The organism is Microvirga arvi (assembly GCF_016892765.1).
GTDB lineage: Bacteria > Pseudomonadota > Alphaproteobacteria > Rhizobiales > Beijerinckiaceae > Microvirga > Microvirga arvi.
Window position 1 is genome coordinate 51,626 of record NZ_JAFEMD010000005.1, and the last position, 21,789, is coordinate 73,414.

A 21,789-nucleotide genomic window follows, 5' to 3' on the forward strand; every position below is an offset into this window, starting at 1 on the left:
GTCAGACTGCGACGGGAGCCTTGATCGCCGGATGAGGATCGTAATCCTCGATGGCAATGTCGTCGAAGGTGAAGTCGAAGAGCGAGCGCACGGACGGGTTCAGCCGCAGCTTCGGCAGAGCCCTTGGTTCGCGCGAGAGCTGGAGGCGCGCCTGTTCCAGATGGTTGAGGTAGAGGTGCGCATCGCCGAAGGAATGGACGAAATCGCCGGGCTGAAGGCCGGTGGCCTGCGCCATCATGTGGGTGAGCAACGCGTAGGAGGCAATGTTGAAGGGCACACCCAGGAAAACGTCCGCTGAGCGCTGGTAGAGTTGGCAGGAGAGCCGTCCCTCCGCGACATAGAACTGGAACAGGCAATGACAGGGCGCGAGCGCCATCTTGTCGAGATCGGCCGGGTTCCAGGCGGACACGATGAGGCGGCGGCTGTCGGGATTGCGGCGGATCTCGTCGAGAACCCATCGGATCTGGTCGACGGTGCCGCCATCGGGCTTGGCCCAGGAGCGCCATTGCTTGCCGTAGACGGGACCGAGATCGCCGTTCTCGTCCGCCCACTCGTCCCAGATCGTGACACCATTCTCCCTCAGGTAACGGGTATTGGTGTCCCCCTTCAGAAACCAAAGCAGCTCATGGATGATGGATCGCAGATGCAGCTTCTTCGTGGTGACGAGCGGGAATCCCTCGCTGAGATCGAAGCGCATCTGGTGGCCGAACACGGAAATCGTGCCCGTTCCGGTGCGATCGTCCTTACGGACACCCTCGTCCATGATGCGGCGGATGAGATCGAGATAGGCCTGCATGCGGTACTCCTCACTCAATCATAGGGCAGCGGCAACAGCCTTCCGAGTCACTTTTCAATGAAGGGTGGGGACAACCCACCCTTTCAAATTCCGTCCGCCCCACCTATATTGGAGGTGCCGGTCGCAAGATCGGCTATGGCGATAAACGGCTATCGGAATAAACCCATCGGACCCGGGGGCGGTACCCGGCGCCTCCACCAAAATCCAGGCAGGATCTGGACTTCGGCGGGGGCGAAATAGGATCGACGAGGGCGTAAAGGGTAGACTTTCGCTCGGCATGGTTCCGCCGTTATCGGGCCGAATCTATAGTTGCCAACGACAACTATGCTCCGGTTGCAGTGGCTGCGTAAGCGGTCCCTAAAGCCGACTCAAAGCCCTTGCGGTTAGCACCGTAAGGCGGGGTCCGGAGGCACCTGGCAACAGAAGCCTCCACTTTTGTTTCTGCAAGGGCTCGCTTATGGCCGGTGGTAAAGACCTGATCCGCTACGATCTTCTGGTGCAGGAAGCGCTCAAGGGCGTCGTGCGCAAGGTGCTGATCGATGCCAAGGACGGGCTTCCTGGCGAGCACCACTTCTACATCTCCTTCCAGACGGATTTTCCAGGCGTTCGCCTCTCGAACCGCCTGCGCGAAAAGTATCCTCAGGAGATGACCATCGTCCTCCAGCACCAGTACTGGGATCTCAACGTGACCGAGCACACCTTCGAGGTGGGGCTCTCCTTCTCCGGCATTCCGGAGCGGCTGCTCATCCCGTTCGATGCCCTGACCGGTTTCTTCGATCCCTCCGTCCAGTTCGGCCTCAAGTTCGACAGCCAGGACGAGAGTGAAGAGGAGGAGGCTCCAGAGGCTTCACCGGCACCGCAGCCGCTTCGCGGCGCTGCGTCCGAGCCTGTGGAGTTGAAGCAGCCGCGCAAGCCGCTCCACCAGACGGAAAAGCCGGCAGCCACTTCCAAGGCCAAGCCCGCAGAGGAATCTGCGGAGCAGGCTTCTGAGACCGATGGCGCCGCCGCAGCAGGCAGCGCAGAGGTCGTCAGCCTCGACTCCTTTCGCAAGAAGAACTGAGCCCCCTCATCCCGGTTCAGGCCTCGGCCAGAGCCTGTTTCCGCACACGCTGCGTCAGCTGCATGGGCAGGCCGCCCCGCGGCCTCAGGGTAATGCGCTGCACAGGAGCGACCTCGTGCCCCTCGACGAGATCGAGCCGCAGGGAACGGGCGATTGTCGCAAGAACGATCACCGCCTCCTGCAGCGAGAAGCTCGCGCCGATGCAGACCCTGGGGCCCGCTCCGAACGGCAGATAGGCAAAGCGGTCGATCCGCTTGCGGTTCTCAGGGAGAAAGCGCTCGGGCTGGAAGGCGTCGGGCTCGTCCCAAAGCTTCCGGTGCCGGTGAAGAACATAAGGGGCGATCACCACCATCGAGCCTGCCGGAATCTCCAGATCTCCGATCCTGTCGTCCTCAAGGGCCGTCCGGCTCATGTAAGGCGCCGGCGGATAAAGCCTGATCGCCTCGTCGATCACCGCACGGGTATAGACGAGGCGATCCAGATGACCGGGCTCGATCGGCCCGTCACCCAGCACTTCGTCCACCTCCCGTTCGACACGGACACGGGCCCGTTCGTCCTGCGAGAGAAGATAAAGCGACCAGGACAGGGCATTGGCCGTGGTCTCATGCCCGGCGCCGATGAAGGTGACGATGTTCGTCCGCACCTCGATGTCGCTCAGCCCCTTGCCGGTTTCGGGATCCGCCGCCTCCAGGAGCAGGGTCAGGAGGTCCCGTGGAGCAGGCTCGCCGCGGGCAAGCAGCGCCTTGCGGGCCTCGATCAGCGCATTGACGGTCTCCTCGAAGAACTGGATCGACGGCCTTGCGCGCAGGCGCCCGATCCGGGGCACCCAGTCCGGGAATCCGAAGATGTCGAGCGGATCGACCCGGCCGAGCGCGTTGAAGTAGCGGGTGATGGCACGCCCCAGGGCATCGGGATCCTTCGGCACGCCCTGTGTAAAGATCGTCCGCTCGAGCACGTCGAGGGTGACCCGCGTCATGTCGAGGGCAGCATCGACCACCCGTCCCTCGGGGCGCCTCTGCCAGCGTTTGACGAGGCGTTCTGCCGCCTCGACCATATCCGGAAAGAAGCTGCTGACGGTCCGCGGCGTAAAGAGCGGCGCGATGGTGCGGCGCTGAAGCCTCCACTCGTCGCCCTCCGCCGTCACGAGCCCCCGTCCCAGGCCGGGAGCCAGGATCCGGATCTGCAGGTCGTCCTTGCGGTAGTTGGCGGCGTTATCCACGAGGATGTGGCGGATGGCGACGGGATCGTTCACCACCGTCATACGACCCAGGGCCCCCTCGCCCGTGAGGATCGATTCCTCGAAATGCGCCTCCATCCAGGTATTCAGAGGATTCTCGCGCACGGCCCGCAAGAATGCGACCATGCCCAACGGCTCGGTGCGGGGCTTCGGGTGAGGCGGACGGAAAAGGGGCGCTTCCAGGGTGTCGCTCATGCGAATTTACCAAGCCTCCGATGCGCGTTCGCAGTTGCGAGCGCCATCATTTGAGATAAGAACACGCAACTCCATCGAAAGAGGTCAGGATGTCGCCCTCAACCCGCATCGAAACAGATACCTTCGGCCCCATCGACGTTCCCGCCGACAAGCTTTGGGGTGCGCAGACGCAGCGCTCTCTCCAAAACTTCCGCATCGGGACGGACAGGATGCCGCTGCCCCTGGTCCATGCGCTGGCCATCGTGAAGCAGGCTGCCGCCCTTGTGAACAAGGATCTCGGCAAGCTGGAGCCGCGCCTGGCCGATGCGATTGCGAGTGCCGCCGCCGACGTGGTGCAGGGCAAGTATGACGATGAGTTCCCGCTCGTGGTGTATCAGACGGGCTCTGGCACCCAGTCCAACATGAACATGAACGAGGTTCTCTCGAACCTCGCCATCGAGCGCCTCGGCGGCGAGCGCGGCAGCAAGAAGCCGGTTCACCCGAACGATCACGTGAACATGGGCCAGTCGTCGAACGACTCGTTCCCCACCGCCATGCATATTGCGGTTGCCCGCGAGGTTCATGACCGCCTGGTTCCGGCGCTCAGGCACCTGCACAAGGCGCTGAACGAGAAGGCCGAGGCCTTCAAGGACATCGTGAAGATCGGCCGCACGCACCTGCAGGATGCGACCCCGGTCACCCTCGGCCAGGAATTCTCCGGCTATGCCGCCCAGGTCCAGCTCGGCATCGCCCGCGTCGAACAGACCCTTCCCGGCATCTATGCTCTCGCCCAGGGCGGCACCGCCGTCGGCACGGGTCTCAACGCCCATCCGGAATTCGCGGATCGCTTCGCCTCGAAGGTGGTGGAACTGACGGCCCTGCCCTTCACTTCGGCTAGCAATAAGTTCGAGGCATTGGCTTCCAACGATGCTCTCGTCTACACCCATGGGGCGCTGGCAAGCCTCGCCGCCGGCCTGTTCAAGATCGCCAACGACATCCGCCTGATGGGCTCGGGCCCGCGCTCCGGCATCGGCGAGATCTCGCTGCCCGAGAACGAGCCCGGCTCGTCCATCATGCCCGGCAAGGTCAACCCGACCCAGGCCGAGGCCATGACGATGCTGTGCTGCCAGGTCGCCGGCAACCAGACCACGGTCACCTTCGCCGGAAGCCAGGGCCATTTCGAGCTCAACGTATTCAAACCGGTGATCGTGAACGCCGTGCTGCAGTCGATCCGTCTCATCGCGGACGGTGCGATCAGCTTCACTGACAATTGCGTCGTCGGCATCGAGCCGAACAGGGAACGCCTCGCCGAGCTGATGCAGCGCTCCCTGATGCTCGTCACGGCGCTCGCTCCGTCGATCGGCTACGACAAGGCGGCCGCCATCGCCAAGTCCGCGCATAAGAACGGCACAACCCTCAAGGAGGAAGCCCTCAAGGCCGGTGTGGCGGAAGACCACTTCCACGCCGTCGTGCGCCCCGAGACGATGCTTCAGCCGGGCGAATGAGATAGAACAAGCGCCATGGCTGAGATCATCAATCTGCGCCAGGCGCGCAAGCACAAGGCGCGGGCCGAGAAGGAGGCCCGCGCCGACGAGAACCGCATCGCGTTTGGCCGCACCAAGGCCGAGAAGGACCTGACAAAAGCCGAGCAGGATCTGGCGAAGAGCCGCCTCGACGCTCACAAGCGCGATCCCGACGAGACGCCGTGAATGGGCTTTGCCGTCGTCAAGCGCTCCGTGTCCATCGCCGGCCACCGGACGAGCATCTCCCTCGAGGAGCCTTTCTGGGAGGGCTTAAGGGAGATCGCGGAGCGGGAGAAACTCTCCATTCAGGCCCTGATCGGGCGCATCGACGCGGAACGGGGCGAGCAGAACCTGTCCTCGGCCATTCGCGTGTTCGTGCTGACCGATCTGCGCCATCGCCTGGGCGAGGCCAAGGCGGATCAGCGGGTTGGCGAGGTGCCATAGACCGACGGCGGAGGTCTGACCTCGACCGGCGGGTTCAGGGGTGGCACGGAAATCTGCGACGGCGGCGTGTCGGTCTCCGGCTGGTTCTGCTGCTCCGACTGCAGCCGCTCCGCCTCGCGGCGGGCCCGCTCGGCCTCGGCCCGAGCCCTCGCCTGGCGCAACGCCTCCTCTTCCGCTGCCCTCGCCCTCTGCCGTTCGGCCTCGCGCTGCGCATCGATCTGACGCTGTCGCTCCGCCGCAGCCCGCTCGAAGGCCTCGATTTTTTCCAGCTCTCGCTTGAGAACGATGGCGGCCAGCCCATTGCGGAACGGACCCGCATCGACCTGCCGGACAGGGGCTGACAGAGAGCCCTGCCAGTTCAAGCCAATGGATGGCGGGGCGCCGGCCCACTCGGGCGGGGCGGCCTTCGCCGTGAGGGAGCCGCGGGCATCGAGCTGCAGGGTCTTCAAGTCGTATGTGATTCCGCCCTGCCAGATGGCGGGCCCGCTTTCGGCCACGAAGGGCGAGAGCCGCAGCAACCCACCGACGAGAGCCGCTGATGTCCGAACCGTGCCGGCGTTGAAGGGGGCACGCCCGAGCTCGATCCCGAAGATCGCCTCCGCCTTGCCTTCGACCAGCGGATCGTTCTCCGCAAGCGCGCGCTTGAGGGCCCTGTCGAATACGTTCGGATCAGCTGCGGGGATGCGCAGATTCGTAACCTGCCAGTCACCGGCCCCGCCGAGATTGGTCACAAGCTCGGAGAGGCTCGAGCCCGCGGCCCCGAACCGGAGGGGACCGGACAGGACGGCCTCGAAGGGGGTGGAGCCGGTCAGAGCCCACAGAGGCACGCGATCAAGGGCCCCCTCGCCAACGATGGTGGCAAGGGCTCCCTGCCGGGTGATCGTGGTTGTCCCCGTGATCCTTCCTGAGCCGATCGTCGCATCGAGATTGCGGATGGAGATGCCATCCGGCTGCGCCCCGACGACGAAGGAGGCACGTGTGGCCTGGAGTCCGCGGCCCAGGTCGAGCGTACCGGCCCGGAACGTCACCTGCCCACCAGAGACGAGGCGTCCGCTCTGGCCAAACCGGGCATTGGACCAGATCGACGTTGCGCTTTGATCGCCCGGTATGTTGAGGGATAGGGCTGCCACGAGCCAGGGCATGGAGAGGCGGCCTAAGGAAACGTCTCCACTGATCTCCGAGCGGGACGCTGCCACGAGGCGCGCCTGCACAGGGTCGTTCGAGATCTTGGCGTTGATATCGAGGAGGGTCGCCCCCCGCTCCCGACCGAGGGTCACCCGCCCACTCACCGGCATCGGCGGAGTCACGCCGGCCCCGTCTCCCAGCAGGAGCAGGAAAGGCGTGATGTCGGGTGTCGCGATCTCGGCCTCGCCGCTGTCCACCACATCGTCGCCTGCGCTCAGGGCGAACGGCCGCGTGGTCGCCACCTTCACACCTGCAATGTCGCCGGCGAGTGTGACGTTGAACAGCCCGGAGCCCACACGGGACCCGCGGAGATCGACCCGGGAGGGACGGTTCAGGCCGGCCATGTTCGCCCGGTTCACCCAGCGCCCGGTGTTCTCGGTGGAGAGACCGAGGATGAGGCTCTCGGTCCGCCCGTCGATGGATTCGACTTGGCCTTCGAAGGGACCGCCCGCCACGCGACCGGTCGCGGTCGTGCGCAAGCGCAGCTCGTTCGAGCCGGGAACGGGCGCCACCCGTTCGGACGCGACGTCCAGGTCGAGCGCGCCTTCACGGACGAAGTACGGCACGAGCTTGGAGATTCCGCCGATCCAGACGCTTCCCAGGAGATCGACCAGAGGATCGGCACGCTGGGCGGTGACCTTGCCGGAGATCCGGCCCGAGCCATCCGGAGCGATCCGCCCGCGCACCCGGGCATTGGCGCCGGCGAGATCCACGATGTCGAGGGTCTCGACGAGCAGCGCCGGGCCGTCGGAGAGAATGCGGGCCGTGATCCGCCCTGTCGCCGGGCTCTTGCCGGCGCTGACCCCGCGCGCATCCAGAATGAAGCCGACATCGAGATTCTCGGTGGCTTGGAAGATGCTTGAGACCTGCGGCAGATCGTCGAGGTTCAGGCTTTGGATGGCAACCTGCGCCTCCAGCCTTCCGCGCTCGCTCGCCTCCGGCGCCGTGTAGCGAACATTCCCGGTGAGCGTCGACTCACCCATCTTCAGCCGCAGGCGGTTGAAGGAGAGGACGGGATTCGAGAACGCAACCTCCGATGACGCTTCGATCTTTCGTCCGTCCAATGCCGTCAGCAGAGGCGAGTTGAGGCCAATGCGGGCAAGATAGCGCGCCAGACGGTCGGATGCGCCGGAGGCAAGGGCCACCTTGCCGTTGATGCCGCCCCTGGTGGTCAGTCCGAGCTGCCCTTCGAGGGCCACCTTGGTATCGCCCGGAGCATTGAACTCGATCCGGTCCAGCCGTGCCCGGCCCGTGTCCAGGGACAGGCGCAGGACGGCGTTGGTCAGATCCTCCTGGCCCAGGCCGATGCTGTCGAGCTTGAGGTCGAGATCGATCGGCACCCGGATCAGCGGCAGGGACCATTGCTGGAGCCTGCTTTTAAAATCCTGCCCGTTCGAGGAGAGGATGAAGCTGTCCGCATCGAGTCGGCGCCCTTCGAGCCGCAGCGAAATGCGCGGATCGTTGAGCCCGATGCGGCCCTCTCCGGTCATGCGCAGGCTCGCACCGCCCTCGCCCGCTTCCAGGCTCACGGGATTGAGCTCGACGGCACCCGGAACCGTCTTGAACTCCGTCTCGACGACGATCGGGATCGGGATGCCGGCAGCGGCCACCTGCGCCGGCGGTCCGAACAGGACCTTCGCCTTGCCGGACACATTCGGTGTCGCGGCCTCGCCGGTGCCTTCGTTCAAGCCCAGCCGGGCATCGAGATCGAAGCGCGGATAGATGTCGCCTCCGCCCGAGAGCTTCACCTGGATGGTCTTGTCCTCGCCCAGCTCCCCGGTCACGAGGCGGAAGGGGATCCCGGACGTCGTCCCCTCGACGCGCCAGGGGCCGATGAGCTTCTGCCCCTCGATGAGGACGTTCTCCGCAAAGGCCTGATTGGTGCGGCCGGTGCTTGCGCTCTGGGTGGTGACGAGAAGCTGGCCGACGGCGAGGTTCTCGATGGCCCACTCACGGGCCCTCGCGCTGCCGGACACCAGCTCCGGCGGCAGGCGCCACTCGCCGTCTCCGGCAACCGGAATGCGGATGTCGGCGCGCGCCACCCGCGTTTCGGTGAAACGCACTTCGCCCCGCAGCAGCGGCGTCAGGGCGACCTCCGCCCAGACGCTGTCAGCCGTCAGAACTGGCGAGTCCGGCGTCTTCCCGCCGAGCCTCAGGCGGTCGAGAATGATCCTCGGCTCAGGCAACAGACGGATGCTGATATTGCCTTCCGTCTGAGCCTCGGTGCCGGAGGCGCGCGCAATCGCCTGGTCGATCGCGTCGCGATAGGCCTCCCACGGGATGAAGGGAGGCGCCGCCACGGCAATCGCCAGGATCAGGATCACGATGGATGCGATGATCGTCAGGATATCGCGCAAGAGGCTGTCATTTCTCCGTTACTCTGAGACGTCCTTACCCCATGACGGCAAGGACCGGGAGCGCCGTTCACCGTGTTCCACCATCAAAGCGCGATGATCTTGCCCGGATTCATGATGTTGTGCGGATCGATCGCCTGTTTCAAGACGCGCATGAGGCCCAGGGCGGCTGGGCCGTGCTCGATCTCCAGGTACTTCATCTTCTTTTGCCCGACCCCATGCTCGCCCGTGCAGGTGCCCTCCATGGCCACCGCCCGCCGCACCAGCCGGTCGACGAAGGCCTCGCAAGCCTCGATCTCCGCCGGATCGTCCGTGTTCACGAGGGGTTGGACATGGAAATTGCCGTCGCCCACATGGCCGACGATGGGAGCGACGAGACCGCTCTCCAGGATGTCCTGCTTCGTGGCATCGACACATTCGGCCAGCCGCGAGATCGGCACGCAGACGTCCGTCGCCACGGACTGGGCTCCCGGCCGCAGCCCCTTGGCGGCCCAATACGCATCGTGCCGCGCCTGCCAGAGGCGCGAGCGGTCCTCGGGCTTCGTGGCCCATTCGAAGGGGCCTCCGCTGAACTCGGCTGCGATTTCGCCGAAACGCTCGGCCTGCTCCTGCACGCCGGCTTCGGAGCCGTGGAATTCCAGCAGCAGCAGGGGGCTCTCCGGCAGGGAGAGCTTGGAATGGAGGTTGACCGCCCTCACCTGCACCTCATCGAGCAACTCGATACGGGCCACCGGGATGCCTGACTGGATCGTCATGATCACGGCGTCGCAGGCTGCCTTGACCGATGGGAACGGGCAGATGCCGGCCGAGATCGCCTCCGGGATGCCGTGGAGCTTCAGGGTGATCTCGGTGATGATGCCCAGCGTTCCCTCCGAGCCGATGAGAAGACGGGTGAGATCGTAGCCCGCCGAGCTTTTCTTGGCGCGGCTTGCCGTCCTCACGATTTCGCCATCGGGCAGCACGGCGGTGAGCGCCAGGACCACGTCCTTCATGGTTCCGTAGCGCACCGCATTGGTGCCCGACGCCCGGGTTGCGGCCATGCCGCCGATGGAGGCGTCCGCGCCGGGATCGATGGGGAAGAACAATCCCTTATCCCGCAGATGCTCGTTCAACTCCTTGCGGGTCACGCCCGCCTCGACCACGCAGTCGAGATCCTCGTCATGGACCGCGATGATGCGCTTCATCAGGCTCAGGTCGATGGAGACGCCCCCATAGGGAGCATTGACGTGCCCTTCCAGAGACGTGCCGGTGCCATAGGGAATGATCGGGATCTCGTGGGCAGCGCAGAGCTTGACCATCTCAGCCACCTCCTCCGTCGTCCTGGGATAGACGACGATGTCCGGCGGCTGGTTCTTCACCCAGGTCAGCGAGTGCCCGTGCTGCTCACGCACCGCAGCCGAGGTCACGACACGGTCGCTGAAACGCTCCGAAAGCTCGGTGAGGAGGGAGGCGAGTGAGGCATCCGTCGGCTTCTGGCGGACGGTAACATCGGGCGCATTCATGAAGGCTTCAGATCCGGTTGTGATGCTCAAGTGACCCATAGCTACCAGAACCGTTGCAAAGGCAACACTCCGGATGAGAAAGATGCCGCACCCTCATGCACAACCCGCCGCAACATGCTAATATTGTTGCTTCAGACAGAAAGGGATGAGCATCTGAGAGACCTCGAGGGACGAGACTGAGGATGGAAAAGCGGACACCCGTCTTTTTCTTTGCACCCTTCGTGTCCTCCACGATGCGGGTCGAGTCCGCTTGGATCGACTACAACGGCCACATGAACATGGCCTATTACCACGTGCTCTTCGACAGGGCCGTAGAGGAAGGCTTCAGCCTGGTCGGCCTTGGCCACGATTATCTGGAAAAGCGCAAGGCCTCCTTCTTCGCGGCCGAAATCCACACGCTTTACAAGCGTGAATTGAAGCTGCACGACCACGTGCGTGTTACGCTCCAGCTTGTCGATTACGACGAGAAGCGTATCCATTACTACATGGAAATCCGCCATGCCACTGAGGGCTGGGTTGCCGCCGCCATGGAGGGTCTGTCCCTGCATGTGGACATGGAAACCCGGAAGGTCAGCCCGTTCCCGGATGACATCCTGGCCAACCTCGCCGTCATGAAGACCACTCATCACCGCCTGCCCAAGCCGCAGAACCTGGGCCGCGTGATCGGCATTCCGCGCAAGGCGGAGATTGAAGAGGCCCTGTCGGCTTCAGGCACTCGCCACTAGCGCATCGTACGGACCCAGAGGGCCGCGCCCAACGCTGCGCTGCTTTTGGATCCGATGCTCTAGCAGCTGATCGAGCCGCGCGGGCAGCCGGCGCGGGGAAGCGGAGCCAATGAGCGTTGAGGGAAGAGGCGCTCCCGCTGGATGTCTTGGCGGATCTGGTTGTTCTCCATCTGGATCCGCTCCTCCAGGTTCAGAAGCCGCTGATCCTGTTGGATCCGCCGGTTGATATCTCTCGTGCTCCGCTCCGATGGGCTGACCCGGGGCAGGCGCGTCTGGGCGGCCACAGGGACGGCCAAGGGCAGGATGAGGCTTGAGACGATGGCAAGGGCCACCACGAAACGCATGGGACATTCCTCTTTGGTCCTTCATCCCCATATGAGGATGAGGCCTCTCCTCAACAATGACTTCCTGGCCTCGAAAGTTCGCGCCTGCGGCAGGATCGACAGGCAATCCGGGCTCGACGCCGTTCGCCTTTTGATCCATGGTCCCGCCGATGAATCAGTCCGACCCCAGACCCGATCCGAAGGACAATCTTGCCCATGAGCCGGCGTCAGGCTCGCTGAGCGCCCGCGCCCGTGCGGCGGTGGCGCCTCAGTCTCCCTACCTGAACGGCCTGAACCCGGAGCAGCGCGCCGCCGTGGAGGCGACAGAGGGCCCCGTCCTCGTGCTGGCCGGCGCCGGCACCGGCAAGACCCGGGTGCTCACGACCCGGATCGCCCATCTGATTGCCACCGGGCGGGCCTATCCGTCCCAGATCCTGTCCGTGACGTTCACCAACAAGGCCGCGCGGGAGATGCGCGAGCGCATCACCGCCGTCATCGGCCCCGTGGCCGAGGGCATGCAGTGGCTCGGCACGTTCCACTCCATCGGCACCAAGATCCTGCGCCGCCATGCCGAACTCGTGGGCCTGCGCTCCGACTTCACCATCCTCGGCACGGACGACCAGCTGCGCCTGATGAAGCAGGTGATCGAGGCCGAAGGCATCGATGAGAAGCGCTGGCCGGCGCGCCAGCTCGCCGGCTATATCGACGGCTGGAAGAACCGCGGCCTCGGGCCCGATCAGGTGCCCGCGGGCGAGGCCGGGGCCTTCGCCAACGGCAAGGGCGGGCGGCTCTACCGGGCCTACCAGGATCGGCTGAAGACCCTGAACGCCGTCGATTTCGGCGATTTGCTGCTGGAATGCCTGCGCCTGTGGCGCGAGCATCCCGACATCCTGGAGCAGTATCAGAACCGCTTCCGCTACATGCTGGTGGACGAGTACCAGGACACCAACGTCGCCCAGTATCTCTGGCTGCGCCTTCTTGCCCAGGCGCGCAAAAATCTCTGCTGCGTCGGCGACGACGACCAGTCGATCTATGGCTGGCGCGGCGCGGAAGTCGACAACATCCTGCGCTTCGAACACGACTTTCCTGGCGCCACCGTGATCCGGCTCGAGCGCAACTATCGTTCCACGGGCCACATCCTCTCCGCCGCGTCCGGCCTTATCGCCAAGAACCAGGGCCGCCTCGGCAAGACCCTGCGCACGGAAGACGAACCGGGCGAGAAGGTGACGATCACCGGCGCCTGGGATTCCGAGGACGAAGCCCGCCTCATCGGCGAAGAGATCGAGGCGCTCCATGCCAAGAAGCATTCGCTCTCCGAGATCGCGATCCTCGTGCGCATCTCGGCCCAGATGCGCGAGATCGAAGACCGGCTCGTGACGCTGGGCGTGCCCTATCGCGTCATCGGCGGTCCACGCTTCTACGAGCGCGCGGAAATCCGTGATGCGCTGGCTTACCTGCGCGTCGTCAACCAGCCGGCCGACGACCTCGCCTTCGAGCGCATCGTCAATGTGCCGAAGCGCGGATTGGGCGATGCCACGATCCAGGTGCTGCACAACCATGCCCGCGCGGCCCGCGTGCCGCTGATGGAGGCGGCACGCTTCATCGTCGAGACCGACGAGCTGAAGCCGAAGCCCCGCGCCACCTTACGCGATCTTCTCATCTCCTTCGGCCGCTGGGCGAAGCTTTCCGAGACCCAGTCGCAATCCGAGGTCGCGCAGACGGTGCTGGAGGAGTCCGGCTATACCGACATGTGGCAGAAGGACAAGTCGGCCGATGCGGCCGGGCGCCTCGACAACCTCAAGGAACTCGTGCGCTCCATGGAGGAATTCCCGGACCTGCAGAGCTTCCTCGAACACGTTTCCCTCGTGATGGAGGCCAACGAATCCGACACCGCTGAGCGGGTCAGCCTGATGACGCTCCATGCGGCAAAGGGCCTGGAATTCGACACGGTCTTCCTGCCCGGTTGGGAGGAAGGCCTCTTCCCGAACCAGCGCGCCCTCGACGAGAGCGGCCGCGCCGGCCTGGAGGAAGAGCGTCGTCTCGCGCATGTCGGCCTCACCCGCGCCCGGCGTCGCGCCAAGATCTACTTCGCTTCCAACCGACGCATCCACGGCCTGTGGAACTCGACCGTGCCCAGCCGCTTCGTCGACGATCTGCCGGAGTCGAACGTGGAGATCGCAGAAGCACCTGCCAACTTCTCCTATGGCGGCTCGCGCTTCGACCGGATGCAGCCTTTCAGCGGCTCGTCCTACCAGACCCCCGGCTGGCAGCGCGCCCAGGCGCATCGCGCCAGCACCACTGAGGACGGCGGCTATTCGGCCCGCCGCTCGGGCGACCGGCGTGGGCCCATGCTGATCGAGGGCGAGCTGGTGGCAAAGTCCACCGGCGGCTCGGGCTTCAAGGTCGGCGGACGTGTGCTCCACTCCAAATTCGGCCCAGGCACCATCGAGGCTGTGGACGGCAACAAGCTCACCGTCGAGTTCGACAAGGCCGGACGGAAGATGGTGCTCGACAGTTTCGTGGAAGCGTTGGGGTAGGCAGGCTTCGGGTTTTCTCCCTCTAGCCACTTGCGCACAAGTGTGGAACCATCCGCCCCGAACGACCGTCCCATGAGGTGCCGATGTTCCCGCTGTCCAACATGCTGAAATCCTTCGTACGCGCCGGAACCCTCAAGGTGATCGATGCGGAGGGCGGCATCCACACGTTCGGAGGAGAGGGGCCGGGGCCGAGCGTCACGATGCGGCTGACGGACCGCTCGCTCTATCACAAGCTCTTCCTCAATCCGGAACTGCACGCCGGCGAGGCCTATATGGATGGCCGCATGAGCTTCGAGGACGGCTCGAACCTGCGCGACTTCCTGAACCTCTTCTCGATGAACCGTTCTACCTTAGCGAACTACCCGCTTCAGAGCGTGCTCAAGCGCATCTCACGCGGCGTGAAACGGTTTCAGCAGGCAAACCCCGTCGGCAAGGCGCAACAGAACGTGGCCCATCACTACGATCTGGGCAACGATTTCTACAAGCTCTTCCTCGACAAGGGCATGCAGTATTCCTGCGCCTATTTCACCAACGAGGACGACACTCTGGAGGAGGCGCAGCAGAACAAGCTCCGCCTCATCGCATCGAAGCTCCGCCTCAAGCCTGGCATGAAAGTCCTCGACATCGGCAGCGGCTGGGGCGATCTGGCGCTTTATCTCGCGGCCATGGAGGATGTGGACGTCACGGGCGTCACGCTCTCGAAGGAGCAGCATGCGCTCTCCAACGAGAAGGCGCGGCGCGCGGGCCTGTCGGATCGCGTGCGCTTCGAGCTGCTCGACTATCGCAAGGTGGAGAAGAAATTCGACCGCATCGTCTCGGTCGGTATGTTCGAGCATGTGGGCGTTCACCATTACGGCGAGTTCTTCGCCAAGATCAACGCCCTGCTCGACGACGACGGCCTCATGGTCCTGCACTCCATCGGCAAGATGAGCCCGCCCGGCACCGCAAGCCCATGGCTGCGCAAGTACATCTTCCCCGGCGCCTATTCCCCTGCCCTGTCCGAGGTTTTCCCGGTCGTCGAGCAGAACCAATTGTGGGTGACGGATCTCGAGTTCCTGCGACTCCACTACGCCAAGACGCTCAACCATTGGCACCGGCGCTTCGAGGCCAATCGCGAGACAATCGCTGCCATGTACGACGAGCGGTTCTGCCGCATGTTCGAGTTCTACCTCATCAGCGCAGAGACCATGTTCACGACCGGCAGCCAGCTCGTCTTCCACATGCAGCTTGCCCGCAGGCGCGACGCGGCTCCGATCGTGCGCGACTACGTCACGGATGTGCAGCGCGAGTACAAGGCGAAGGAAGCGGAGCGCCTCAAGGTGCTGGAGCCGGCCAGGGAACTGACGCCGGTTTGAGATCCGGCATCAGCTTGAACGGCTTGCTGGTCTTCAGGTCAGCGTCTCGTAATCCTTGTTCTTCAAGCCGTCATGCGAATGCCGGGTCGGCAGCTTGCCCTTGGGCTGCTTCTTGAAGTGCGAGGAGGCCATGGAGCCGACGGATCCTTTTGCAATCGTCACGCCACCGTCGACCGTATAGAGCGCCCCGGTGACGTAGCTGGCTTCATCGGAGGCGAGGAAGCAGAACACGTTCGCGACCTCCTCCGGCATGCCGCGGCGGCCCATCGGCGTCGCGTCGATCATCATCGACTCCATCTCCGCGTCCATCGGGCCGCTCGACTTGTGAGTCCATGCCGTATCGATTGGACCGGGACAGACGCAATTGGCCCGGACGCCGTATGCGGCCTGCTCCACGGCCACTCCACGCATGAAGGAGTGGATGAAGGCCTTGGTGCCGCCATACATGGTGTTCTTGGCGATGCCGATCATGCCGGCTTCCGAGCCGGTGGAAACGATGTTGCCATAGGTCTTCTGAAGGTGAGGCAGGGCGAACTTGGTCATGAGAAAGACGGAGCGCACGTTCGCCCGCAGGGTTTCATCGAACTTGTCGATGGGATAATCCTGCGTTTCCGCTGCGACCAGGAACATGCCCGCATTGTTGACGAGCACGTCGAGGCGCCCATATGCGCTCACGCAGGCTTCAACAGCAGCTTCGGCGTGACGCTCTTCGGCAATGTCGCCCAGGTAGATCTCCGCAAAGCCGCCCGCCTGATTGATCGTCCGGGCGACGTCCTCGACCGGGTCGTCCGGCAGGCCGACGAGGAGAAGGCGCGCGCCTTCCCGTGCGAATTTGAGGGCGATGGCTTCGCCGATGCCGGTGCCGGCACCCGTCACGATGGCAACCTTGTCGAAGAGGCGTCCGGTCATGGGGATCTCCTGGGAAGGGAACAAGCGCAGCCATGGCGATGCCGCCATGCTGTCGCCGTGCGAGAGCACAACGGACCGCCTTCGCGACGGTTCCTCTGCAGCCTGCATCTCACGGACAGGTGACCTGCGTCGCGAGCAGTGATAAGGCGACATCATGCTTGAAGGTCTTCACCCCAACCGCCCGACCCACGTCTTCCGCATCACCACGGACGAGCGCTCCGCACGTGCCATGACCGACATGATCGGCGAGATCTTCGATCCCGCCGAGACGGCCGTCGCCTCGTTCGAGACGGAAGACGGCGGCCCCTGGATGCTGGAGGCCTATTTCGCGCACCAGCCGGACGAAGTGGCGATTCGCAATCTCCTGCGCCCCATCGTCGGCGCGGAGGCGGACAAGGGTGTTTTCCTGCCTCTCGAGCAGAAGGATTGGGTGAAGTCGTCGCTGGAAGGTCTTAAACCCGTCCGCGCCGGCCGCATCTTCGTTCACGGCTCCCATGACCGGGAGCAGCGGCGCCCCAGCGACATCTCCATCGAGATCGAGGCAGGCCTCGCCTTCGGTACGGGCCATCACGGCACCACCTTGGGCTGCCTGCTCGCTTTCGTGGACGAGTTGAAGATGCGGACGCCCCGCCACGTGCTTGATGTCGGCACCGGCACGGGCATTCTGGCCTTTGCCGCGGCAAAGATTCTGAAGCGCCCGGTTGTAGCAGGGGATATCGACCCGGAAGCGGTGCGGGTCGCGCGGGAGAATGCGCGGCTCAATGGAATCGGGGCTTGGATGAGGCTTTATGTGGGTCCTGGCATCCGCCATGCGGATGCTGACCGTCCAGGGCACTTCGACCTTGTCTTCGCCAACATCCTGGCCAAGCCCCTGCGGATGCTTGCACCGGCGCTGGCGCGTGTGGCGAGCGATGACGGGACAATCATCCTGTCGGGGCTTCTCACCCGCGACGTCCCTGGTGTTCTGTCAGCTTATGCGCACCAAGGCTGGTACCTGCAGCGCCGATACGATCTCGAGGGCTGGGCGGCGCTGGTGATGAAGCGGGGCAGCGCTCGTGCACTGCCCCACTGATCGGCTCGTTACTCGGCCAGAACGCCCGGATAGCGCTTGGCGAGTTCGCGGCGGAGCTTGAGGGTCTCCGTCCAGACTTCGCGGATAGCTTTCATGGCAGTGATGATGATCATGGTCTTGGCTTTCTTTGGAGGACAGACACTTAGAGCTTGAACGGCAAATCGTCGGTCTGATCGAGGAACAGCGGCGAGTGATCCTGCCTGCGGCCGAGTTCGGCTATGAAGGCCTCGTGGCGGCGCAGCTCTTGTGCGGCGCTCCGGGCGCGGCTCTCGATGAGGGCATACATGATCCGGGACATGACCTGCGAAAGCTTGGATGAAGCATTCACGGGGCTCACGAAGTGGGACGGAAAAACGGCTGTGGTCATGGGCTCATCTCCAACAGATCGGTGCTGAGACCTTCAGCGCTCCTCTGTTCTTGTTGTCTGAAAGATAAGCTCGGCTCGACTTTGGTAGTAGTCACAAGATCACATATACGCCATGCATTGAGCGCAGAACGCGGCTATAAAAAGCTAACTACTAGTCATCTGGTGCATGTTTCATGAGCGCCGTGCCCTAAAACGCAGCATCTTTTGCAAGACCGTGCCGGTTGCAGCCAAGGCCGCTACGCCCTAGCGTGTCGCCCCGCTCATTTCGATCTCCGGTGCCGCTTCCCATGGCTCAGTTCCAGTTCTTCGACGACACGACCACCCCTGCCCAAGGACCCAAGCACATTGCCAAGCTGCGCGCCGAAATGGCACGCCGCGGATTCGACGGCTTCATCGTGCCCAGGTCCGACGAGCATCAGGGTGAATACGTGCCGAAAAGCGCGGAGCGTCTGGCCTGGCTCACCGGGTTCACAGGCTCCGCCGGCACAGCGGTCATTCTCCAGAACAAGGCCGCCCTCGTGGTCGACGGACGCTATACGGTACAGGCGGCCGAGCAGGTGGACACCTCCGTCATCACGCCGGTTCAGCTTACCGATTTCACGCCCGAGGACTGGATCGCCGAGCACCTGCCGCAGGGCGGCACCCTGGCCTACGATCCCTGGCTTCACACCAGTGACGGCCTGAAGCGGCTGGAGCAGGCTGTCGGCCGAGCGGGCGGACAGCTCGTCCCTGTCGACATGAACCTAGTCGACGTGATCTGGATCGACCGGCCGGCGCCTCCGCAGGCTCCGGTGCGGCCGCATCCGCTCGATTATGCCGGCGAGGCCGCTCCCGCCAAGCTGGAGCGCATCCGAAAGAAAATGGCGGAAGCCAAGATCGACGCGCTCGTCATTTCCGACCCGCACAATCTCGCCTGGACCTTCAACCTGCGCGGCGGCGATGTGGGCCACACGCCCCTGCCGCTCGGCTACGCCATTCTTCCCAGGGAGGGCCGTGCCAGCCTGTTCTTCGACCCGGCGAAGGTGACGAACGAGGCCGGTGACGCCGTCGGCGATCTTGCCGCGTTCGCGCCGATCAGCGGCTTCCAGGGTGCCCTCGACGAATTGGGCCGCACCGGCGGCAAGATCCGCATCGATTCCGCCACCGGCGCCGTCGCTCTGATCCGGCGCATCGAGGCGGCGGGCGGCAAGGTCGATGTGGGCGCCGATCCGATCGCCCTCATGAAGGCCGTCAAGAACGGGGCCGAGATCGCAGGTTCGCATGCGGCCCATCTGCGCGACGGCGTGGCGGTGGCCCGTTTCCTTGCGTGGCTCGATCGAGAGGCGCCGTCAGGCAAGCTCACGGAGATCGATGCGGTCGAGGCGCTGGAGGCCTTCCGCGTCGAGACGGGCGCTCTGAAAAACGTCTCGTTTCCCACCATCTCAGGCGCAGGCCCCAATGCCGCCCTGCCCCATTATCGCGTCACGAGCTCAAGCAACCGCCCTATCGAGCGCAACCAGATCTTCCTCATCGATTCCGGCGCGCAATACGAGGACGGTACGACGGACATCACCCGCACGATCATCGTGGGCGAGCCGAATGCGGAGATGAAGGACCGCTTCACCCGCGTGTTGAAAGGCCATATTGCCATCGCGCAGGCGGTGTTTCCGAAGGGCACGACGGGCGCGCAGATCGATGCCTTCGCGCGCAAGCCGCTGTGGGACGCCGGCCTCGATTTCGATCACGGCACCGGCCACGGGATCGGCAGCTATCTCTCCGTGCATGAAGGCCCGCAGCGCATCGCCAAGACCGGCCACACGCCGCTGGAAATCGGCATGATGCTCTCCAACGAGCCGGGCTTCTACAAGCCTGGAGCCTACGGCATCCGCATCGAGAACCTGATTCTCGTGGAGCCGCGCACGATCCCCGGCGGCGACCGCGAGATGATGGGCTTCGAGACGCTCACCTTCACGCCCATCGACCTGCGCCTCGTGGAGCCGGCGATCATGACTGCGGACGAGATTGCTTGGCTCAACGCCTATCACGCCGCCGTTCGCGAAAAGATCCGCCCGCATCTCGATGCTGAGACCCAAGCTTGGTTGGAGAACGCGACGCAGGCGATCGCTTAGAAAGCCAGCACTGTCATTCCGGGGCGGCTCGCAAGAGCCGAGCCCGGAATCCATAAACACGACCTCTATAGGCAAAGCGCATCGGATGCTGCTTGCCTTATCCTGCGCTGTTGGCAGTTATGGATTCCGGGCTCCGCTCCGCGGCCCCGGAATGACAGTAAGAGATCTGATCAAATCAGATTCCGCAGCGCCACGACGGCGATCACGCCGACGGCGACCGTGCCGAGCAGAGGAAGCCTGAACGCCGCAACGGCCGTAATCGCCGCGGCGATGGCTTCCGCCCATCCGGTGGTGAGCGCGGTCGGCGCGATCACGGCGACCAGCACGGCAGGCGGAATGGCGTCAAAGGCGGCTTTGGCGCGGCCCGTGAGAACGAGACGGTCGGCCACGAACAGGCCCGCTATGCGCGTAAAATAGGTCACGACCGCCATGGTGAGGATGGCGAGCAGCGTTGTCGTATCGAGGCTCATGAGCGTGCCTCCTCGGGAGCGGCAATGTAGGCGGCGGCAATGCCGGCGAGCGCCCCCGAGGCCACATGCCAAGGCGCGCCGATGAAGTAATGAACGAGGGCCGCAACGCCGGCACTGACCGCGACCGTGACGAGAGTGACACGGCTGCGGCCGAAGCCTGCGACGAGGCCGATGAACAGGGCCGTGAAGGCGAAATCCGCGCCGATGCGTTCGGGATCGCCGAGAAACGAGCCGAGGATGGCGCCGATGGTCGACGACAGCGTCCAGTTGGACCAGAGCACCACGGCCATCGCAAACCAATAGGCTCCGGTCACGGGCCGCTCCAGCGCGCGGCGCTCGGATAGGGCCCAGGCCTCGTCGGTGAGAAAGAAATAGGCCAGCAGGGTCTGGACCCGCGACATCCGGACCTTCGGCGTGAGCGACGCTCCCATCAGCACATGACGTGCATTGATGAGCAGGGTCGCGAAAGCGAGCGTCAGGATAGGCGCTGGTTGGATCCAGGACTCGATGGCGGCAAACTGAGCGCCTCCGGCGAAGACGAGGGCAGACATCAGGATGACCTCAAGCGGCGACATTCCTTTAGCGGAAGCGACTGCGCCGAACAGGAGGCCGATGGGGAGGGCCGCAACGGCGACCGGCGCGATGTCGCGCAAGCCTGCGCGGATTTCGCGGCGGTAGGTGGGGACAAAGGAACTTGCTTGATCCATGGCTCTGCTCATTGTCCCCGCCTTATGCAGGACGGGGGACAACCGGTCTTGGATGAAAGTGCTGTTTCAGGCAGAGCGGTAGGCCCCCGGCGTCACGCCCATGCGGGCCTTGAAGACGCGGTTGAGGTGGCTCTGATCGAAGAAGCCGCAGGCGGCGGCCACATCGCCGGGCGCCTCGCCCTGCCCCAGCAACCGGGTCGCGGCGCGGAAGCGCCGGTCGAGAAGATAGGCGTGCGGCGTCAGACCGGTTTCCTTGGCGAAGGCGCGGATGAAATGGCTGCGCGACAGACCTGCGAGGTTCGCAAGGTTGGCGAGGTCCGCCTCCTCCCCGATATGGGCATCGAGATAATCCCGTACCCGCAGGATGCTCGTCGAGCCGTAGCGGACACTCGGCAGGGCATCGAGATCGGCCCAGCGGGCGATCAGACGGCTCAGAAAGTCGACAAGCCGGGTGTCCTGCTCCATCTCGGAGGTCCAGCTGTCCTCCTGGCAGAGGCAGGCATGGAGCCTGACCTGAGCCTGGAAAAGCTCAGGGTCCTCGATGACGGAATGCCGGAACCAGGGCGGACGGGAGAGCGGGCGTCCTGCGATGTCCTCGGCAATCTCCTGCATCAGCTCCGGCGAGGGATAGAACGTCCGATATTCGAAGCCGCCGCCATAGGGTTCGCCGTCATGGATCTCGTCGGGACAGACGACAGCCACGGAGCCGGCCGGGACGTAACGCTGCTCGCCGCGATGGAAGAAGGTCTCGCAGCCGGCCAGCACCGCCGCGATGGCATAGGTGTCGTGGCTGTGGCGGGCGTAGGCGTGACGGCGGAAGGTCGCGCGCAGGCAGTCGAGGCCGCGATAGCGCGGCACCCGCCAGAAATGCGTCACGTCGCCCGATCCGACCTGATCAGGATCGAGCGAGACCTCAGGAGCGATCACCGTCATGGACGCCA

The 21,789-nt window shown here is 64.5% G+C and carries 19 protein-coding genes and 1 other RNA gene; 10 read left to right on the plus strand and 10 right to left on the minus strand.

Annotation, left to right across the window (positions count from 1 at the left end):
- Position 1: 1 nt before the first annotated feature.
- On the minus strand, positions 2–796 hold the full coding sequence (locus ILT44_RS04605) for a thymidylate synthase (RefSeq protein WP_204238397.1): 795 nt from the start codon (positions 794–796) through the stop codon (positions 2–4).
- 77 nt (positions 797–873) lie between these two features.
- Between ILT44_RS04605 and ssrA the strand changes: the two genes are divergently transcribed.
- Together ssrA and ILT44_RS04615 are read left to right on the plus strand one after the other, a co-directional pair.
- Positions 874–1,230, plus strand: a transfer-messenger RNA (tmRNA) gene (gene ssrA / locus ILT44_RS04610).
- A gap of 23 nt (positions 1,231–1,253) precedes the next feature.
- The gene (locus ILT44_RS04615; protein WP_204238398.1) at positions 1,254–1,856 is read left to right on the plus strand and encodes an SspB family protein; all 603 of its coding nucleotides are present in this window, start codon (positions 1,254–1,256) and stop codon (positions 1,854–1,856) included.
- A gap of 16 nt (positions 1,857–1,872) precedes the next feature.
- On the opposite strand, the gene ILT44_RS04620 is transcribed toward ILT44_RS04615, so the two are convergent.
- The gene (locus ILT44_RS04620) at positions 1,873–3,288 is read right to left on the minus strand and encodes a cytochrome P450 (RefSeq protein ID WP_204238399.1); all 1,416 of its coding nucleotides are present in this window, start codon (positions 3,286–3,288) and stop codon (positions 1,873–1,875) included.
- Positions 3,289–3,377: 89 nt separating this feature from the next.
- On the opposite strand from ILT44_RS04620, the gene fumC reads away from it, so the two are divergent.
- From fumC to ILT44_RS04635, 3 genes are read left to right on the plus strand one after another with little or no spacing between them, the layout of a single operon-like run.
- Positions 3,378–4,772 carry a class II fumarate hydratase gene (fumC, locus tag ILT44_RS04625; RefSeq protein WP_204238400.1) on the plus strand — a complete coding sequence of 465 codons (1,395 nt, stop codon included), beginning with the start codon at positions 3,378–3,380 and terminating at the stop codon, positions 4,770–4,772.
- A gap of 15 nt (positions 4,773–4,787) precedes the next feature.
- The gene (locus tag ILT44_RS04630; RefSeq protein ID WP_204238401.1) at positions 4,788–4,976 is read left to right on the plus strand and encodes a DUF4169 family protein; all 189 of its coding nucleotides are present in this window, start codon (positions 4,788–4,790) and stop codon (positions 4,974–4,976) included.
- Positions 4,977–5,234, plus strand: a complete 258-nt coding sequence (locus tag ILT44_RS04635; protein WP_204238402.1) for a ribbon-helix-helix domain-containing protein — start codon at positions 4,977–4,979, stop codon at positions 5,232–5,234. It abuts the gene before it with no gap.
- Here the strand turns inward: ILT44_RS04635 and ILT44_RS04640 are convergent.
- The gene (locus ILT44_RS04640) at positions 5,210–8,776 is read right to left on the minus strand and encodes an AsmA family protein (RefSeq protein WP_204238403.1); all 3,567 of its coding nucleotides are present in this window, start codon (positions 8,774–8,776) and stop codon (positions 5,210–5,212) included. The two genes, ILT44_RS04635 and ILT44_RS04640, sit on opposite strands and share 25 nt — an antisense overlap.
- Before the next feature lie 83 nt (positions 8,777–8,859).
- A complete protein-coding gene (locus ILT44_RS04645; protein WP_204238404.1) occupies positions 8,860–10,275 on the minus strand; it encodes an FAD-binding oxidoreductase in 1,416 nt (471 codons plus the stop codon).
- A 182-nt stretch (positions 10,276–10,457) separates the two neighbouring features.
- Here ILT44_RS04645 and ILT44_RS04650 point away from each other — a divergent pair, with 182 nt between their 5' ends.
- Positions 10,458–11,000, plus strand: coding sequence for a thioesterase family protein (locus tag ILT44_RS04650; protein WP_204238405.1), 543 nt, complete (start codon positions 10,458–10,460; stop codon positions 10,998–11,000).
- Between the two features lie 59 nt (positions 11,001–11,059).
- Here the strand turns inward: ILT44_RS04650 and ILT44_RS04655 are convergent, their stop codons facing one another.
- On the minus strand, positions 11,060–11,344 hold the full coding sequence (locus ILT44_RS04655; RefSeq protein WP_204238406.1) for a hypothetical protein: 285 nt from the start codon (positions 11,342–11,344) through the stop codon (positions 11,060–11,062).
- A 149-nt stretch (positions 11,345–11,493) separates the two neighbouring features.
- Between ILT44_RS04655 and ILT44_RS04660 the strand changes: the two genes are divergently transcribed.
- Together ILT44_RS04660 and ILT44_RS04665 are read left to right on the plus strand one after the other, a co-directional pair.
- A complete protein-coding gene (locus ILT44_RS04660) occupies positions 11,494–13,860 on the plus strand; it encodes an ATP-dependent helicase (protein WP_204238407.1) in 2,367 nt (788 codons plus the stop codon).
- Positions 13,861–13,943: 83 nt separating this feature from the next.
- Positions 13,944–15,215: an SAM-dependent methyltransferase gene (locus ILT44_RS04665; protein ID WP_204238408.1), complete on the plus strand. Its 1,272-nt coding sequence runs from the start codon at positions 13,944–13,946 to the stop codon at positions 15,213–15,215.
- Between the two features lie 33 nt (positions 15,216–15,248).
- On the opposite strand, the gene ILT44_RS04670 is transcribed toward ILT44_RS04665, so the two are convergent.
- Entirely contained in the window at positions 15,249–16,124 is an 876-nt protein-coding gene (locus tag ILT44_RS04670) for an SDR family NAD(P)-dependent oxidoreductase (RefSeq protein WP_204238409.1), read from the minus strand.
- 154 nt (positions 16,125–16,278) lie between these two features.
- Between ILT44_RS04670 and ILT44_RS04675 the strand changes: the two genes are divergently transcribed.
- Entirely contained in the window at positions 16,279–17,196 is a 918-nt protein-coding gene (locus tag ILT44_RS04675; protein ID WP_204238410.1) for a 50S ribosomal protein L11 methyltransferase, read from the plus strand.
- 142 nt (positions 17,197–17,338) lie between these two features.
- On the opposite strand, the gene ILT44_RS04680 is transcribed toward ILT44_RS04675, so the two are convergent.
- A complete protein-coding gene (locus tag ILT44_RS04680) occupies positions 17,339–17,563 on the minus strand; it encodes a hypothetical protein (protein WP_204238411.1) in 225 nt (74 codons plus the stop codon).
- Positions 17,564–17,850: 287 nt separating this feature from the next.
- On the opposite strand from ILT44_RS04680, the gene ILT44_RS04685 reads away from it, so the two are divergent.
- Complete coding sequence (locus ILT44_RS04685; RefSeq protein WP_204238412.1) at positions 17,851–19,671, plus strand: aminopeptidase P family protein; 1,821 nt, start codon at positions 17,851–17,853, stop codon at positions 19,669–19,671.
- 170 nt (positions 19,672–19,841) lie between these two features.
- On the opposite strand, the gene ILT44_RS04690 is transcribed toward ILT44_RS04685, so the two are convergent.
- From ILT44_RS04690 to ILT44_RS04700, 3 genes are all read right to left on the minus strand, one after another.
- Positions 19,842–20,141: an AzlD family protein gene (locus tag ILT44_RS04690; RefSeq protein ID WP_204238413.1), complete on the minus strand. Its 300-nt coding sequence runs from the start codon at positions 20,139–20,141 to the stop codon at positions 19,842–19,844.
- Positions 20,138–20,848, minus strand: coding sequence for an AzlC family ABC transporter permease (locus ILT44_RS04695; protein ID WP_204238414.1), 711 nt, complete (start codon positions 20,846–20,848; stop codon positions 20,138–20,140). Before ILT44_RS04695 ends, ILT44_RS04690 begins: the two co-directional genes overlap by 4 nt.
- 66 nt (positions 20,849–20,914) lie before the next feature.
- On the minus strand, positions 20,915–21,781 hold the full coding sequence (locus ILT44_RS04700) for an AraC family transcriptional regulator (protein ID WP_204238415.1): 867 nt from the start codon (positions 21,779–21,781) through the stop codon (positions 20,915–20,917).
- Between the last annotated feature and the right edge of the window lie 8 nt (positions 21,782–21,789).

Excerpts from the sequence above, each read along its gene's own strand:
- ILT44_RS04660 (WP_204238407.1), top strand. The coding sequence starts at position 11,494 with ATGAATCAGTCCGACCCCAGACCCGATCCGAAGGACAATCTTGCCCAT.
- ILT44_RS04670 (WP_204238409.1), bottom strand. The coding sequence starts at position 16,124 with ATGACCGGACGCCTCTTCGACAAGGTTGCCATCGTGACGGGTGCCGGC.
- ILT44_RS04650 (WP_204238405.1), top strand. The coding sequence starts at position 10,458 with ATGGAAAAGCGGACACCCGTCTTTTTCTTTGCACCCTTCGTGTCCTCC.
- ILT44_RS04645 (WP_204238404.1), bottom strand. The coding sequence starts at position 10,275 with ATGAATGCGCCCGATGTTACCGTCCGCCAGAAGCCGACGGATGCCTCA.
- fumC (WP_204238400.1), top strand. The coding sequence starts at position 3,378 with ATGTCGCCCTCAACCCGCATCGAAACAGATACCTTCGGCCCCATCGAC.
- ILT44_RS04665 (WP_204238408.1), top strand. The coding sequence starts at position 13,944 with ATGTTCCCGCTGTCCAACATGCTGAAATCCTTCGTACGCGCCGGAACC.
- ILT44_RS04690 (WP_204238413.1), bottom strand. The coding sequence starts at position 20,141 with ATGAGCCTCGATACGACAACGCTGCTCGCCATCCTCACCATGGCGGTC.
- ILT44_RS04700 (WP_204238415.1), bottom strand. The coding sequence starts at position 21,781 with ATGACGGTGATCGCTCCTGAGGTCTCGCTCGATCCTGATCAGGTCGGA.
- ILT44_RS04680 (WP_204238411.1), bottom strand. The coding sequence starts at position 17,563 with ATGACCACAGCCGTTTTTCCGTCCCACTTCGTGAGCCCCGTGAATGCT.
- ILT44_RS04615 (WP_204238398.1), top strand. The coding sequence starts at position 1,254 with ATGGCCGGTGGTAAAGACCTGATCCGCTACGATCTTCTGGTGCAGGAA.
- ILT44_RS04620 (WP_204238399.1), bottom strand. The coding sequence starts at position 3,288 with ATGAGCGACACCCTGGAAGCGCCCCTTTTCCGTCCGCCTCACCCGAAG.
- ILT44_RS04695 (WP_204238414.1), bottom strand. The coding sequence starts at position 20,848 with ATGGATCAAGCAAGTTCCTTTGTCCCCACCTACCGCCGCGAAATCCGC.
- ILT44_RS04605 (WP_204238397.1), bottom strand. The coding sequence starts at position 796 with ATGCAGGCCTATCTCGATCTCATCCGCCGCATCATGGACGAGGGTGTC.
- ILT44_RS04685 (WP_204238412.1), top strand. The coding sequence starts at position 17,851 with ATGGCTCAGTTCCAGTTCTTCGACGACACGACCACCCCTGCCCAAGGA.
- ILT44_RS04635 (WP_204238402.1), top strand. The coding sequence starts at position 4,977 with ATGGGCTTTGCCGTCGTCAAGCGCTCCGTGTCCATCGCCGGCCACCGG.
- ILT44_RS04675 (WP_204238410.1), top strand. The coding sequence starts at position 16,279 with ATGCTTGAAGGTCTTCACCCCAACCGCCCGACCCACGTCTTCCGCATC.
- ILT44_RS04630 (WP_204238401.1), top strand. The coding sequence starts at position 4,788 with ATGGCTGAGATCATCAATCTGCGCCAGGCGCGCAAGCACAAGGCGCGG.
- ILT44_RS04655 (WP_204238406.1), bottom strand. The coding sequence starts at position 11,344 with ATGCGTTTCGTGGTGGCCCTTGCCATCGTCTCAAGCCTCATCCTGCCC.